This is a genomic window from Citrobacter sp. KH_055_1 (assembly GCF_057838705.1).
Genome location: NZ_CM174473.1, coordinates 308,539 through 323,498, shown reverse-complemented (window position 1 = coordinate 323,498; position 14,960 = coordinate 308,539). Strand labels below are relative to the sequence as shown.

Annotated in this window: 14 protein-coding genes; 11 read left to right on the top strand and 3 right to left on the bottom strand. The window is 53.7% G+C overall.

The window, feature by feature from the left end; genetic code table 11:
• Positions 1-149 precede the first annotated feature (149 nt).
• From pckA to nadS, 3 genes are all read left to right on the top strand, one after another.
• A complete protein-coding gene (pckA, locus tag AC3ITF_RS01530; protein ID WP_115257300.1) occupies positions 150-1,772 on the top strand; it encodes a phosphoenolpyruvate carboxykinase (ATP) in 1,623 nt (540 codons plus the stop codon).
• Positions 1,773-1,895: 123 nt separating this feature from the next.
• Positions 1,896-2,213, top strand: a complete 318-nt coding sequence (locus AC3ITF_RS01525) for a type II toxin-antitoxin system RelE/ParE family toxin (RefSeq protein ID WP_117342464.1) — start codon at positions 1,896-1,898, stop codon at positions 2,211-2,213.
• A 52-nt stretch (positions 2,214-2,265) separates the two neighbouring features.
• A complete protein-coding gene (nadS, locus tag AC3ITF_RS01520; protein ID WP_003837894.1) occupies positions 2,266-2,562 on the top strand; it encodes a NadS family protein in 297 nt (98 codons plus the stop codon).
• Positions 2,563-2,617: 55 nt separating this feature from the next.
• On the opposite strand, the gene envZ is transcribed toward nadS, so the two are convergent.
• Positions 2,618-3,970 (bottom strand): two-component system sensor histidine kinase EnvZ, encoded by a 1,353-nt coding sequence (gene envZ, locus AC3ITF_RS01515; RefSeq protein WP_096759268.1) that lies wholly within the window; start codon positions 3,968-3,970, stop codon positions 2,618-2,620.
• Positions 3,967-4,686 (bottom strand): osmolarity response regulator transcription factor OmpR, encoded by a 720-nt coding sequence (ompR, locus tag AC3ITF_RS01510; RefSeq protein ID WP_001157751.1) that lies wholly within the window; start codon positions 4,684-4,686, stop codon positions 3,967-3,969. The genes envZ and ompR overlap by 4 nt, the downstream gene beginning before the upstream one ends.
• A gap of 226 nt (positions 4,687-4,912) precedes the next feature.
• Between ompR and greB the strand changes: the two genes are divergently transcribed.
• The 5 genes from greB to feoC all read left to right on the top strand — a co-directional run bounded on the left by greB (position 4,913) and on the right by feoC (position 11,061).
• Complete coding sequence (gene greB / locus AC3ITF_RS01505; RefSeq protein WP_003023524.1) at positions 4,913-5,386, top strand: transcription elongation factor GreB; 474 nt, start codon at positions 4,913-4,915, stop codon at positions 5,384-5,386.
• A 96-nt stretch (positions 5,387-5,482) separates the two neighbouring features.
• Positions 5,483-7,819: a Tex family protein gene (locus tag AC3ITF_RS01500; protein ID WP_489176089.1), complete on the top strand. Its 2,337-nt coding sequence runs from the start codon at positions 5,483-5,485 to the stop codon at positions 7,817-7,819.
• Between the two features lie 430 nt (positions 7,820-8,249).
• On the top strand, positions 8,250-8,477 hold the full coding sequence (gene feoA / locus AC3ITF_RS01495) for a ferrous iron transporter A (protein ID WP_115257296.1): 228 nt from the start codon (positions 8,250-8,252) through the stop codon (positions 8,475-8,477).
• Between the two features lie 18 nt (positions 8,478-8,495).
• The gene (feoB, locus tag AC3ITF_RS01490) at positions 8,496-10,814 is read left to right on the top strand and encodes a Fe(2+) transporter permease subunit FeoB (RefSeq protein WP_137362553.1); all 2,319 of its coding nucleotides are present in this window, start codon (positions 8,496-8,498) and stop codon (positions 10,812-10,814) included.
• A 10-nt stretch (positions 10,815-10,824) separates the two neighbouring features.
• Complete coding sequence (feoC, locus tag AC3ITF_RS01485; protein ID WP_096759504.1) at positions 10,825-11,061, top strand: [Fe-S]-dependent transcriptional repressor FeoC; 237 nt, start codon at positions 10,825-10,827, stop codon at positions 11,059-11,061.
• Between the two features lie 76 nt (positions 11,062-11,137).
• On the opposite strand, the gene bioH is transcribed toward feoC, so the two are convergent.
• Entirely contained in the window at positions 11,138-11,908 is a 771-nt protein-coding gene (gene bioH / locus AC3ITF_RS01480) for a pimeloyl-ACP methyl ester esterase BioH (protein WP_181218596.1), read from the bottom strand.
• Between the two features lie 37 nt (positions 11,909-11,945).
• Between bioH and gntX the strand changes: the two genes are divergently transcribed.
• From gntX to gntT, 3 genes are all read left to right on the top strand, one after another.
• Positions 11,946-12,629, top strand: coding sequence for a DNA utilization protein GntX (gene gntX, locus AC3ITF_RS01475; RefSeq protein ID WP_181517779.1), 684 nt, complete (start codon positions 11,946-11,948; stop codon positions 12,627-12,629).
• A gap of 58 nt (positions 12,630-12,687) precedes the next feature.
• Positions 12,688-13,263, top strand: a complete 576-nt coding sequence (nfuA, locus tag AC3ITF_RS01470) for a Fe-S biogenesis protein NfuA (protein WP_096759262.1) — start codon at positions 12,688-12,690, stop codon at positions 13,261-13,263.
• Between the two features lie 361 nt (positions 13,264-13,624).
• The gene (gene gntT / locus AC3ITF_RS01465) at positions 13,625-14,941 is read left to right on the top strand and encodes a gluconate transporter (protein ID WP_045448464.1); all 1,317 of its coding nucleotides are present in this window, start codon (positions 13,625-13,627) and stop codon (positions 14,939-14,941) included.
• Positions 14,942-14,960 lie beyond the last annotated feature (19 nt).

Below are 14,960 nucleotides of genomic sequence, written 5' to 3'. Positions count from 1 at the left end.
TAATATCCGCCTATTTGCGACAGGAGTCGCAGCGTATTCAGTTATCTGTGATTTTGCCGGATGCGTAAATCTATGAGCCTTGTCGCGGTTAACAATCCCTAAAAAACCTTACTATTCCAGGTAATACATATTGGCTAAGGAGCAGTGAAATGCGTGTGAACAACAGTTTAACCCCGCAAGATCTCGAGGCTTATGGTATCAATGACGTTCAGGATATCGTTTACAATCCCAGCTACGACCTGCTGTACCAGGAAGAGCTTGATCCAAATCTGGAAGGCTACGAGCGCGGAGTGTTAACTAATCTGGGCGCCGTTGCTGTTGATACCGGTATCTTTACCGGGCGTTCACCAAAGGATAAGTACATTGTCCGTGACGACACCACGCGAGATACGCTCTGGTGGTCCGACAAGGGTAAAGGTAAGAACGACAACAAACCGCTTTCCCAGGAAACCTGGCAGCACCTGAAAGGATTAGTCACCCAGCAACTCTCAGGCAAACGCCTGTTTATCGTTGATGCATTCTGCGGCGCGAACGCCGATACCCGCCTTTCAGTGCGCTTTATTACCGAAGTCGCCTGGCAGGCACATTTCGTTAAAAACATGTTTATCCGCCCAAGCGATGAAGAACTGCTTGATTTTAAACCTGATTTTATCGTGATGAACGGTGCGAAATGCACCAACCCGCAGTGGAAAGAACAGGGGCTCAACTCTGAGAACTTCGTGGCTTTCAACCTGACTGAACGTATTCAGTTAATTGGCGGGACCTGGTACGGCGGAGAGATGAAAAAAGGCATGTTCTCCGTGATGAATTACCTGCTGCCGCTGAAAGGCATTGCCTCCATGCACTGCTCGGCAAACGTCGGTGAAAAAGGTGATGTGGCGGTGTTCTTTGGCCTGTCCGGTACCGGTAAAACCACGCTGTCTACCGACCCGAAACGTCGCCTGATTGGCGATGATGAGCACGGCTGGGACGACGACGGTGTGTTCAACTTCGAAGGCGGCTGCTACGCGAAGACCATCAAGCTGTCTAAAGATGCAGAGCCAGAAATCTACAATGCGATTCGCCGCGATGCGCTGCTGGAAAACGTCACCGTACGTGAAGATGGCTCTATCGACTTCGATGACGGTTCTAAAACCGAGAATACCCGCGTTTCCTACCCGATTTATCACATCGATAATATCGTTAAGCCAGTGTCAAAAGCGGGCCATGCCACCAAGGTTATCTTCCTGACCGCCGATGCGTTTGGCGTTCTGCCACCGGTATCCCGTCTGACCGCAGATCAAACCCAGTACCACTTCCTGTCTGGCTTCACCGCCAAACTGGCTGGAACCGAGCGCGGCGTGACTGAACCGACCCCAACATTCTCTGCCTGTTTCGGTGCGGCCTTCCTGTCACTGCACCCGACGCAGTACGCAGAAGTGCTGGTGAAACGCATGCAGGCTGCTGGCGCACAGGCCTATCTGGTTAACACCGGCTGGAACGGTACCGGCAAACGTATCTCGATTAAAGATACCCGCGCCATTATTGATGCCATCCTGAACGGTTCTCTGGATGACGCAGAAACGTTCCGTCTGCCGATGTTTGACCTGGCGATCCCAACCGAACTGCCGGGCGTAGACACACGTATTCTCGATCCGCGTAATACCTACGCGTCACCAGAACAGTGGCAGGAAAAAGCCAATGCGCTGGCGAAACTGTTTATCGAAAACTTCGAGAAGTATACCGATACCCCAGCGGGTGCCGCGTTAGTCAGCGCCGGTCCGAAGCTGTAATTTTTGATTCGTTATATAGCCCCTTATCTGAGAGGATAAGGGGCTTTTTATTGTATTTACTCTTTTAACATGTACTCTGTACACCTATAATTTGTACTATTAGCCCCATGCGCAGGAAGCGCCATGTTCACATTTATTGAGCTACAGGGATTTAGTAAACGCCGTCCGTTACTTTTACCTGACGATGAGTTTCGTGCCTTTCAAGAGGCGCTTATTGAAAACCCTGAGGCAGGGGATACTATCGCTGGTACGGGGGGATTCAGAAAAATTCGCTGGAGTCGCTCTGGTATGGGTAAGCGCAGCGGTATTCGGGTTATCTATTACAACGTGACGCGTAAAGGTCGAATCTATCTGGCTTTGCTCTATCCTAAGAATGAACAGGATGATTTAACCGAAGAGCAAAAAAGAGTTTTAATGCACTTATCCGATATGCTGATTTAATTATGAGAATTTTAATCATCAGGACACCGCGATCCGGTGTGGTGAGGCCAAAATGAAAGACGAATTATTTGCCGATTTGCTGGCCAGTGCAGAAGAAATGGTACGTATAGAGAAAGGTGAAGAAACACCTAAACCTGAACATGTGCATACTTTTAGCGAAATTGATGTTAAAGCCATCCGCGAAGCAACAGGGTTACGCCAACAGGATTTTGCCATAGCGGTTGGTGTGAGTTATGACCTGGTTAAAAGCTGGGAAACGAAACGACGCCAACCCACTGGAGCACCAAGAAAACTGCTTTTATTAATTCAAAAAAACCCATTTATAATTAATCAATTAAAAGCAATTTAAGCCAGAGGTTTTACTGTTTACCCCATAAACAGAGGGAGGCTTTCGCCTCCCTTTTTTACGCGTCTTTGGTTGTTCCCGGCACACGGGAGACAGGAACAGGAAGCCAGGCGCGAATCGACAGCCCACCGCGTTCGCTGGTGCCGATTTCCAGCATGCCGTTATGGTTATCGATGATGCGCTGCACGATCGCCAGGCCCAGACCGGTACCGCTGGTACTGCGGGCACTGTCGCCGCGTACAAACGGCTGGAACAGATGCTTACGCTGCTCCGGCTTGATGCCCGGACCATCATCCTCGACCTGGAACCAGGCGCGATGTGGCTCTGTGCCACTGCTAACCTTAATCCAGCCATTACCATAGCGGGCAGCATTGACCACCATATTGGCAACCGCGCGTTTGATCGACAGCGGATGCATCTTCACCTGAATGAGGCCAGGCTGCAGCGCGGTATCAATCTCACGTTCATAACCGCTTTCTGCCGCAACGACTTCTCCTAACACCGCGTTCAGATCCGCCATCTCCATCGGCATCTCCTGCCCGGTGCGCAGATAGTCGATAAACTGTTCGATAATGGCGTTACACTCTTCGATGTCCTTATTAATGGACTCCGCAAGGTAGCCGTCTTCTTCCCCCATCATCTCGGTCGCCAGGCGGATACGCGTCAGCGGCGTACGTAAATCATGGCTCACCCCGGCCATCAGCAGCGTTCGGTCATCGGCCAGCTGCTTCACGCCCGCCGCCATATGGTTGAAGGCTCGGGTCACCGAGCGCACCTCAGAGGCACCATATTCGCGCAGTGGCGGCGGAATAATGCCTTTACCCACCTGCAACGCCGCATGTTCCAGATCCACCAACGGCCGGTTCTGGATACGAATAAACAGCCACGCACCACCGATTGCCAGCAGCATGATCGCCAGCGTATAGCGGAACAGCGGCGAGAAATCGCCCTGATGAATTTCAGTGAGAGGAACGCGAACCCAGATATTCGGAGACAGCCAGGTTTTCAGCCACACGACCGGCGAGCTTTTGTTGACCTCAACGCGAACTTCCGTTGGGCCGCCCAGCTGCTGCGCCATCTGATGACTTAAGAATTCATAGTGCTGCGCCCAACGCAACCCCGCCTCTTCAGCGGCTTCGTTGGAATAGAGGGAAATCCCCAGCTCACGGTAAATTTCCCGGCGGAATGCGGGAGGCACGACCAGTTGCGTGCCGTCCTCCAGCTGCAGTTTATCGGTCATCAGCATACGGACTTCGTAAGCCAGGACCTTATTAAACTGCTGGAGGCTCGGCAGGATCGCGAAGTTCAGCACCACCAGATAAGTCGTCACCAGGCTGGCGAACAGCAAGGTGACGATGAGCAATAACGTGCGAGCAAACGAACTTCGTGGCGAGAAGCGCATTCGCCTCATGCTTTAGAACCGTCCGGGACAAAGACGTAGCCCAGACCCCATACGGTCTGAATATAACGTGGATGTGCCGGATCTTCTTCCACCATACGACGCAGACGGGAAATCTGCACGTCAATAGAACGTTCCATCGCGGAGTACTCGCGACCACGGGCCAGGTTCATCAGCTTATCGCGGGACAACGGCTCACGCGGGTGACTGACCAACGCTTTCAGCACGGCAAATTCACCGCTGGTCAGCGGCATAGGTTCATCTTCACGGAACATCTCACGGGTGCCGAGGTTCAGTTTGAACTTACCAAAAGCGATAACCGCTTCTTCCTGAGACGGCGCGCCCGGCAGTTCATTTGCCTGACGACGCAGTACGGCACGAATACGCGCCAACAGTTCACGCGGGTTAAACGGTTTCGGGATATAGTCGTCAGCGCCGATTTCCAGCCCAACGATACGGTCAACCTCTTCCCCCTTCGCCGTCACCATAATGATCGGCATTGGGTTGCTCTGGCTACGCAGGCGGCGGCAAATCGACAGACCATCTTCACCTGGCAGCATCAAATCCAGTACCATAAGGTGGAAGGATTCACGGGTCAGCAGACGATCCATCTGCTCAGCGTTTGCGACGCTTCGAACCTGGAAGCCCTGCTCGGTCAGATAACGTTCCAGTAGCGCGCGCAGGCGCATGTCGTCATCGACCACCAGAATCTTATAGTTCTCTTGCATTGTTATTACTCCCAAAGGTTCGCAACAATTGTAAGTGTGTATTCTTAAGAAAGCTCACCTGAGTAACCAGCAAATTCTGGTATGAATTCCAGGCTAAATTGTTACAAAGCATATTAAACAGCAGCTTAAGTATACAATGTTTCTCGTAATACATTATTTATTCTGTTGATATGCTCACGTAATACCAATTGTGCGCATCATCACAGAATCAAGGTAAAACAATAAGATGAAAACGCCCCTGATAACCCGTGAAGGGTATGAAAAACTCAAACAAGAGCTGAATTACCTCTGGCGTGAAGAGCGCCCGGAAGTCACCAAGAAAGTGACCTGGGCCGCCAGTCTGGGTGACCGCAGCGAAAACGCTGACTACCAGTATAATAAAAAGCGCCTGCGCGAGATCGACAGACGCGTCCGTTATTTGACCAAGTGCATGGAGAATCTAAAAATTGTCGATTACTCCCCTCAGCAGGAAGGAAAAGTGTTCTTTGGCGCATGGGTTGAGATTGAAAATGATGACGGCGACATCCGCAAATTTCGCATTGTCGGCTACGATGAAATCTTTGGCCGTAAGGATTACATCTCTATCGACTCACCGATGGCGCGCGCTCTTCTCAAAAAAGAGGTCGGCGATCTCGCGGTAGTGAACACCCCTGGCGGAGAAGCAAGCTGGTACGTGAATGAGATTGAGTACGTTAAATAAGACGGAACAATCCGAAGCCCCTGCTGATGGCTGGCATTTTTGCCAGTCAATCCGTATAACTATCCCCTGATTTTTATCCTAAAGACGAAGCTATCCATGATGAATGATTCTTTCTGCCGCATTATCGCAGGTGAAATTCAGGCTCGTGCTGAACAGGTAGAAGCTGCCGTTCGCCTGCTTGATGAAGGGAACACCGTGCCGTTTATCGCACGTTATCGTAAGGAAATCACCGGCGGTCTGGATGACACGCAGCTGCGTAATCTGGAGACCCGTCTGGGATATCTGCGGGAACTGGAAGACCGCCGTCAGGCGATCCTCAAATCTATCGGCGAGCAAGGCAAACTGACCGACGATCTGGCCAAAGCGATCAACGGCACGTTAAGTAAGACCGAACTCGAAGACCTCTACCTGCCATACAAACCTAAACGCCGCACCCGTGGGCAAATCGCCATTGAAGCGGGTCTTGAGCCGCTGGCCGACCTGCTGTGGAACGATCCCTCTCACGACCCAGAAACCGAAGCAGCCAAATACATCAATGCCGAAAACGGCGTGGCGGATACCAAAGCGGCTCTCGACGGCGCGCGCTACATTCTGATGGAGCGTTTTGCCGAAGACGCCGCGCTGCTGGCAAAAGTCCGTGATTACCTGTGGAAGAACGCCCATCTGGTTTCCATCGTAGTGAGCGGGAAAGAAGAGGAAGGTGCCAAATTCCGCGACTACTTCGATCACCACGAACCTATTTCCACCGTTCCTTCTCACCGAGCACTGGCGATGTTCCGCGGGCGTAACGAAGGCGTGCTGCAGCTTTCTCTGAATGCTGACCCGCAGTTCGATGAGCCGCCAAAAGAGAGCCACGGCGAGCAGATTATCCGCGATCATCTGGGTCTGCGCCTGAACAACGCGCCGGCGGACAGCTGGCGTAAAGGCGTTGTCAGCTGGACATGGCGCATCAAAGTGCTGATGCACCTCGAAACCGAACTGATGGGCACCGTGCGCGAACGTGCGGAAGATGAGGCCATTAACGTCTTTGCCCGCAACCTGCACGACCTGCTGATGGCCGCTCCGGCCGGGTTGCGTGCCACTATGGGTCTCGATCCTGGTCTGCGTACCGGTGTGAAGGTCGCGGTTGTTGACGGGACCGGCAAGCTGGTGGCGACCGACACCATTTATCCCCATACCGGACAGGCAGCCAAAGCCGCCGTTGCGGTGGCCGCGCTGTGCGAAAAATACAACGTTGAGCTGGTGGCGATTGGCAACGGTACCGCATCGCGTGAGACCGAACGCTTCTTCCTCGACGTGCAGAAACAGTTCCCGAAAGTGACCGCGCAAAAAGTGATCGTCAGCGAAGCCGGGGCCTCGGTGTACTCTGCTTCTGAACTGGCGGCGCTGGAGTTCCCGGATCTCGACGTTTCCCTGCGCGGTGCGGTGTCTATTGCCCGCCGTCTGCAGGATCCGCTGGCCGAGCTGGTGAAAATCGACCCGAAATCGATCGGTGTCGGCCAGTACCAGCACGACGTTAGCCAGACCCAGCTTGCCCGTAAATTGGATGCGGTAGTCGAGGACTGCGTAAACGCCGTCGGCGTTGATCTGAATACCGCCTCCGTGCCGCTGTTGACTCGCGTAGCCGGTTTAACCCGCATGATGGCGCAGAACATTGTTGCCTGGCGTGATGAGAACGGTCAGTTCCAGAACCGTCAACAGTTGCTAAAAGTCAGCCGTCTGGGGCCTAAAGCCTTTGAGCAGTGCGCGGGCTTCCTGCGCATTAACCACGGCGATAACCCGCTGGATGCCTCAACCGTTCACCCGGAAGCCTATCCGATAGTGGAACGCATTCTGGCCGCCACCGAGCAGTCGCTGCGCGACCTGATGGGCAACAGCACCGAATTGCGTAACCTGAAAGCAGCCGACTTTACCGACGAGCGCTTCGGGGTGCCGACCGTAACCGACATCATCAAAGAGCTGGAAAAACCGGGTCGTGACCCGCGTCCTGAGTTCAAAACCGCACAGTTTGCTGACGGCGTAGAAACCATGAACGATCTGCTGCCGGGCATGATTCTGGAAGGCGCAGTCACCAACGTCACCAACTTTGGTGCGTTTGTCGATATCGGCGTTCATCAGGACGGTCTGGTGCATATCTCCTCGTTATCGAACAAATTCGTTGAAGACCCGCACACCGTGGTAAAAGCCGGCGACATTGTGAAGGTGAAAGTGCTGGAGGTTGATCTACCGCGTAAGCGTATCGCCCTGACCATGCGTCTGGACGAACAGCCGGGTGAAACCAATGCCCGTCGCGGCGGCGGTGGCAACAACGAGCGCACACAGGGTAACCGCCCGGCGCCTAAAACCGCAAAACCCCGTGGTCGTGAGGCGCAGTCAGCCGGTAACAGTGCGATGATGGATGCACTGGCGGCGGCAATGGGTAAAAAGCGCTAGTGTGACGCATGTGCCGGATGGCGGTGTAAACACCTTAGCCGGCCAACTTGTCGTAATTAATTTGTAGGCCGGATAAGACGCGCGAGCGTTGCCATCCGGCCTATTTAATATATTTATCGCTTTTCGTCACAATATATTTATCACTTTATTAACAGCTGAAACCTTAATTAAACATTAATAAATTCCAATAGTTTCTCCCTCGAATCATTCGTGTCAGACCTGAATAAATGTTGAGCCATATCAAAATTGACTCAAATTATTCTCCAATCCAACATTCCGTCACATTTATTCTATTGATGATAGAAACCATTCTCATTATCATTGTTTTGTTGATTATTTACTCTTTCCTTCGTTGGCTAATCATCTGGTCTCATGCCGCCTTTCGCCCCATGAGGTAATCATCCAGTTAGCGAGATATAAGTAGGTCCCTATGCAATTCACTCCAGACACTGCTTGGAAAATTACCGGTTTTTCTCGTGATATCAGCCCGGCGTACCGGCAGAAGCTCTTGTCGCTCGGCATGCTGCCAGGCTCATCGTTCAATGTGGTTCGCGTCGCCCCATTAGGCGATCCTATCCATATTGAAACACGCCGAGTCAGCCTGGTGTTGCGGAAAAAAGATCTGGCGTTATTAGAAGTGGAAGCGGTTTCCTGTTAATACAGTGAGTCTATAAAAATGAAAAAACTAACCATTGGTTTAATTGGTAATCCTAATTCCGGCAAGACAACATTATTCAATCAGCTTACCGGCGCGCGTCAGCGTGTGGGTAACTGGGCTGGCGTTACCGTTGAGCGCAAAGAAGGTCATTTCTCGACAACTGACCATCAGGTTACGCTGGTGGATTTACCCGGCACCTATTCTTTGACGACAATCTCATCGCAGACCTCCCTCGATGAGCAAATTGCCTGTCACTATATCTTAAGCGGCGACGCCGACCTGCTGATCAACGTGGTTGATGCCTCAAACCTCGAGCGTAACCTCTACCTGACGCTGCAACTGCTTGAACTGGGGATCCCCTGCATCGTCGCGCTGAACATGCTGGACATTGCTGAGAAGCAGCAAATCCGGATTGATATCGATGCCCTTTCCGCCCGTCTGGGCTGCCCGGTGGTGCCGCTGGTCTCAACCCGTGGTCGCGGGATTGAAGCACTGAAGCTGGCTATCGATCGCTACAAAGAAAACGACACCGTCGAGCTGGTACATTATGCCCAACCGCTGCTGCGTGAAGCCGAGTCTCTGGCTGACGCGATGGCCAAAGAGATGCCGCAGCAACAACGTCGCTGGCTCGGCCTGCAGATGCTGGAAGGCGATATCTACAGCCGCGCCTACGCGGGTGATGCGGCACAAAATCTGGATGCCGCGCTGACTCGCCTGAGTGAAACAATGGACGATCCGGCGCTGCATATTGCTGATGCACGTTACCAGTGCATTGCCGCCATCTGCGATACCGTCAGCAACACCCTGACCGCAGAGCCAAGCCGCTTCACCACCGCGGTCGATAAGGTCGTACTTAACCGCTTCCTCGGCCTGCCAGTATTTCTGTTCGTAATGTACCTGATGTTCCTGCTCGCCATTAACATCGGTGGCGCGCTGCAGCCGCTGTTTGACGTCGGTTCCGTGGCACTCTTTATCCATGGTATTCAGTGGATTGGCTACACCCTACACTTCCCGGACTGGTTAACCATCTTCCTGGCGCAGGGTCTTGGCGGCGGGATTAACACCGTGCTGCCGCTGGTGCCGCAAATCGGCATGATGTACCTGTTCCTCTCGTTCCTCGAAGACTCCGGCTATATGGCGCGTGCTGCGTTTGTGATGGACCGTTTGATGCAGGCACTGGGATTACCGGGTAAATCGTTTGTCCCGCTAATTGTCGGCTTCGGCTGTAACGTCCCTTCCGTGATGGGCGCACGCACGCTGGATGCACCGCGTGAACGTCTGATGACCATCATGATGGCGCCGTTTATGTCCTGCGGTGCGCGTCTGGCGATTTTCGCCGTGTTTGCTGCGGCGTTCTTTGGCCAGAACGGCGCGCTGGCCGTCTTCTCACTGTACGTACTGGGTATCGTCATGGCGGTACTGACCGGCCTGATGCTCAAGCACACCATTATGCGTGGCGAAGCCACACCGTTCGTGATGGAGCTGCCGGTTTACCATGTACCGCACGTTAAAAGCCTGGTCATTCAGACCTGGCAGCGCCTGAAAGGCTTTGTCCTGCGCGCCGGTAAAGTCATCATCATCGTCAGTATTTTCCTCAGTGCGTTTAACAGCTTCTCCCTGAGCGGAAAAATCGTCGATAACATCAACGACTCGGCGCTGGCGTCCGTCAGTCGCGTAATCACCCCTATCTTCAAACCGATTGGCGTACACGAAGATAACTGGCAGGCCACCGTGGGTCTGTTCACCGGAGCCATGGCAAAAGAAGTGGTTGTCGGTACGCTGAATACGCTCTATACCGCTGAAAATATTCAGGAAGAAGAGTTCAACCCGGCCGAGTTCAACCTCGGTGACGAGTTGGCAGGTGCGCTGGGTGAAACCTGGCAAAGTCTGAAAGACACCTTCAGCCTGAGCGTGCTGGCTAACCCTATCGAAGCCAGCAAAGGCGACGGTGAGATGGCAACCGGCGCAATGGGCGTGATGGGTGCGAAGTTCGGCAGCGCCGCCGCCGCGTACAGTTACCTGATTTTCGTGCTGCTGTATGTCCCGTGCATTTCGGTAATGGGCGCTATTGCTCGTGAATCCAGCCGTGGCTGGATGGGCTTCTCCATTCTGTGGGGACTGAACATCGCCTACTCTCTGTCGACGCTGTTTTACCAGACGGTCAGCTACAAAGAGCATCCGACCTACAGTCTGGTGTGCATTTTAACCGTCATTCTGTTTAACATCGTGCTGCTGGGAATGCTGCGCCGCGCACGCAGTCGGGTAGATATCGAACTGCTGGCGACCAATAAGACGCCAAGTTCCTGCTGTGCCAGCACCACCGGCGATTGCCACTAGGCGGTGAATGATGGCATCGCTTATTCAGGTACGTGATTTACTGGCTCTGCGGGGGCGTATGGAGGCAACACAAATCAGCCATACGCTGCACACCCCGCAGCCGATGATTGACGCCATGCTGAATCAGTTAGAACAGATGGGTAAAGCCGTGCGTATTCAGGAAGATGCCGACGGGTGTCTTTCTGGAAGCTGCAAGAGTTGCCCTGAAGGGAAAGCCTGTCTGCGCGAGTGGTGGGCATTACGCTAACCTGTTGCAATAGGCCGGATGGCGCTACGCTTATCCGGCCTACGAATAGCCCCCAATCCCCGAGCGGGATACAGCGCTAGATCTGCTGCTTCAACGCCACCAGCGCGGCACAGAACTCAGCAGGATGCGAAATAAACGGCGCATGTGCCGCTTTGGCAAATATCAACGACTCACTCTTCGGCCACAGAGCATCCAGCATCGGCACGACTTTACGCGGCACCAGACCATCGAGATAGCCGTACAAACGCAGGAATGGCATGTCCAGGGCGCAGAGCGGCTCACGCAGATCGACCGTTTTCAGGATCTCCAGCCCACCATTCAGCACCGCCACATCCGGCATCGGTAACGCCAGCACCGTTTTCTTCAGCGCTCGCGCATCCTGGCGCGCCGTCTCCGTCCCCATCGTTTGCAGTGCCAGGAAACGCTCCACCGTCCGCTGGAAGTCTTCGCTAAGCTGCTGCTGGAAGCCCGCCAGCACTTCGGGCTTAATACCAGGCCACTCATCGCGTGCGCTAAAGCATGGCGAAGAGGCGACGGTAACCAGCGCCTGCACGCGCTCAGGATGGGTCAACGCCACCTGACTCGCCACCAATCCGCCCAGACTCCAGCCCAGCCAGATGGCTTTCTCCGGAGCCTGTTGCAAAACGCACTCCGCCATTTCTTCCAGCGGCATCGCACCAAAACCCTGACTGCGCCCAAATCCCGGTAAATCAACCAGGTGCAGCGTAAAATGCGAGCTTAATTCCTCACTTATGCAATGCCAGACTTCCGCATTCAGTCCCCATCCGTGCAGCAGCACAAGATGGCAATTTCCCGAACCCCGGGTCTGCCACCAGATGTCATTCATCAGTTACTGTTCTCTTTTGACCAACAAGGATGAACCTATGCTAACAGTACCAGGATTGTGCTGGCTATGCCGAATGCCGTTAATGCTCGGGCACTGGGGAATGTGTTCCGTTTGCACGCGTGCGACGTGTCAACATGTCTGCCTGTGCCCACAGTGCGGGCTGCCCGCCGCCCACCCCGATATTCCCTGCGGACGCTGCCTGCAAAAGCCGCCGCCGTGGCAGCGACTGATCGCGGTCAGTGACTACGTGCCGCCGCTGAGCGGGCTTATCCACCAGCTGAAGTTTTCCCGGCGTAGTGACATCGCCCCCGCACTGTCGCGCTTGATGTTGCTGGAGGTATTACAGGCTCACCGTACTCGTGGCCTTCCCCTGCCGGATCGGCTGATTAGCGTTCCACTCTGGCAACGCCGCCATTGGCGCAGGGGATTTAATCAAAGTGACTTACTGTGTCGCTCACTGGCACGCTGGCTGGGCTGCGACTGGGACGGTCAGGCCATCACACGAACTCGCCCCACCGCCACACAGCACCATCTCAGCGCCCGATTACGCAAACGCAACCTGAAAAATGCGTTTCGCCTTGAATTGCCGGTGCAGGGACTCCATATGGTTGTTGTGGATGATGTCGTCACTACCGGAAGTACCGTCGCGGAGATCGCGCAGCTGCTTTTACGCAACGGCGCGGCGACTGTCCAGGTATGGTGCCTGTGTCGAACCTTGTAGAGCCTCGATGATGGGCGTATTATAACCAAGTAAAATAGTCAACTATTAGGCCATTACTATGATCCATATTTCCGATGCTGCACAAGCGCACTTTGCCAAACTGTTGGCAAATCAGGAAGAAGGGACACAAATTCGCGTATTTGTGATTAATCCCGGCACGCCTAACGCTGAATGCGGCGTTTCTTATTGCCCGCCGGACGCCGTGGAAGCAACCGACACCGCCATTAAATTTGACCTGCTGACCGCTTACGTTGATGAACTGAGCGCACCGTACCTGGAAGAGGCAGAAATTGATTTTGTTACCGACCAGTTAGGCTCCCAGCTGACCCTGAAAGCACCTAATGCGAAAATGCGTAAAGTGTCTGATGACGCACCGCTGATGGAACGCGTGGAGTACATGCTGCAGTCACAGATTAACCCACAGCTGGCTGGCCACGGTGGCCGTGTCTCCTTGATGGAAATCACCGACGAAGGCTACGCAATTCTGCAATTCGGTGGCGGCTGTAACGGCTGTTCAATGGTCGATGTCACACTGAAAGAAGGCATCGAGAAGCAGCTGCTGGCTGAATTCCCGGAGCTGAAAGGCGTTCGCGATTTGACCGAACACCAGCGCGGCGAACACTCTTACTACTAGTATCCGTAGGCCCGATAAGACGCATCAGCGTCGTCATCGGGCATTGATGCCGGATGGCAGCGTAAACGCGTTATCCGGCCTACACCCCTGCATTTCTCCGCATATGTTCTGCAACAATCCCCCTATAATTTGACCTGCCTCTCATAATTTAAATTTTGCCTGCCCAGGTGATTTTCAATCAGTACATGTTACCCGTATCATTATCGCACGCACCTGGAACACTCATAACAGCCAGCTAAACTACGTAGTTTTGAAGGCAATCAGCATTGGTGCCGTAATAACTCTGTTCCCGGTCGGGACAATCAGAATTTGTCATCTAAACACTGACGTTACCCATAACAAAGTAAAGGCCAGGTAAATCATGCCATTAGTCATCGTTGCTATCGGTGTAATCTTGTTACTCCTCCTGATGATCCGTTTCAAAATGAACGGCTTCATCGCTCTCGTCCTGGTGGCGCTTGCTGTCGGATTGATGCAAGGGATGCCACTGGATAAAGTCATCGGTTCAATTAAAGCCGGCGTCGGCGGAACCCTTGGTAGCCTCGCCCTGATTATGGGTTTTGGCGCCATGTTGGGCAAAATGCTGGCAGACTGCGGCGGTGCGCAACGTATTGCCACCACGCTGATTGCTAAATTCGGCAAAAAGCACATCCAGTGGGCCGTGGTATTAACCGGCTTCACCGTGGGCTTTGCGCTGTTCTACGAAGTGGGCTTCGTGCTGATGCTGCCGCTGGTATTCACCATCGCTGCCGCCGCGAACATCCCGCTGCTGTATGTCGGTGTGCCAATGGCCGCCGCGCTGTCTGTGACCCACGGCTTCTTGCCGCCACACCCGGGTCCGACCGCAATTGCCACCATTTTCCACGCCGATATGGGTAAAACCCTGCTGTTTGGTACGATTCTGGCGATCCCGACCGTTATTCTGGCGGGTCCGGTGTATGCGCGTTTCCTGAAGGGCATTGATAAGCCAATCCCGGAAGGTCTGTACAGTGCAAAAACCTTCACTGAAGAAGAAATGCCAGGCTTTGGCGTCAGCGTCTGGACCTCTCTGGTTCCGGTCGTGCTGATGGCGATGCGTGCTATCGCGGAGATGATCCTGCCGAAAGGCCATGCCTTCCTGCCGGTTGCAGAGTTCCTCGGTGACCCGGTTATGGCAACGCTGATTGCCGTTCTGATTGCGATGTTCACCTTTGGTCTGAACCGTGGACGTTCGATGGATCAGATTAACGACACGCTGGTGTCCTCCATCAAGATCATCGCAATGATGCTGTTGATTATCGGTGGTGGCGGTGCGTTCAAACAGGTACTGGTGGATAGTGGCGTCGACAAATACATCGCCTCTATGATGCATGAAACCAACGTTTCTCCGCTGCTGATGGCATGGTCAATTGCCGCTGTACTGCGTATCGCACTGGGTTCTGCTACCGTGGCAGCCATCACCGCAGGTGGGATTGTGGCACCGCTGATTGCAACGACCGGCGTGAGCCCTGAGCTGATGGTTATTGCAGTAGGCTCCGGCTCCGTCATCTTCTCCCACGTGAACGATCCGGGCTTCTGGCTGTTCAAGGAATACTTCAACCTGACCATCGGCGAGACCATCAAGTCATGGTCAATGCTGGAAACCATTATTTCGGTATGCGGTCTGGTAGGATGCCTGCTGCTAAATATGGCTATCTGATGTAAAAAAGCCGGGATTT

Bases quoted from the DNA above. Each gene is read 5' to 3' on its own strand.
- pckA (WP_115257300.1), top strand. From the start codon at position 150: ATGCGTGTGAACAACAGTTTAACCCCGCAAGATCTCGAGGCTTATGGT.
- AC3ITF_RS01525 (WP_117342464.1), top strand. From the start codon at position 1,896: ATGTTCACATTTATTGAGCTACAGGGATTTAGTAAACGCCGTCCGTTA.
- nadS (WP_003837894.1), top strand. From the start codon at position 2,266: ATGAAAGACGAATTATTTGCCGATTTGCTGGCCAGTGCAGAAGAAATG.
- envZ (WP_096759268.1), bottom strand. From the start codon at position 3,970: ATGAGGCGAATGCGCTTCTCGCCACGAAGTTCGTTTGCTCGCACGTTA.
- ompR (WP_001157751.1), bottom strand. From the start codon at position 4,686: ATGCAAGAGAACTATAAGATTCTGGTGGTCGATGACGACATGCGCCTG.
- greB (WP_003023524.1), top strand. From the start codon at position 4,913: ATGAAAACGCCCCTGATAACCCGTGAAGGGTATGAAAAACTCAAACAA.
- AC3ITF_RS01500 (WP_489176089.1), top strand. From the start codon at position 5,483: ATGATGAATGATTCTTTCTGCCGCATTATCGCAGGTGAAATTCAGGCT.
- feoA (WP_115257296.1), top strand. From the start codon at position 8,250: ATGCAATTCACTCCAGACACTGCTTGGAAAATTACCGGTTTTTCTCGT.
- feoB (WP_137362553.1), top strand. From the start codon at position 8,496: ATGAAAAAACTAACCATTGGTTTAATTGGTAATCCTAATTCCGGCAAG.
- feoC (WP_096759504.1), top strand. From the start codon at position 10,825: ATGGCATCGCTTATTCAGGTACGTGATTTACTGGCTCTGCGGGGGCGT.
- bioH (WP_181218596.1), bottom strand. From the start codon at position 11,908: ATGAATGACATCTGGTGGCAGACCCGGGGTTCGGGAAATTGCCATCTT.
- gntX (WP_181517779.1), top strand. From the start codon at position 11,946: ATGCTAACAGTACCAGGATTGTGCTGGCTATGCCGAATGCCGTTAATG.
- nfuA (WP_096759262.1), top strand. From the start codon at position 12,688: ATGATCCATATTTCCGATGCTGCACAAGCGCACTTTGCCAAACTGTTG.
- gntT (WP_045448464.1), top strand. From the start codon at position 13,625: ATGCCATTAGTCATCGTTGCTATCGGTGTAATCTTGTTACTCCTCCTG.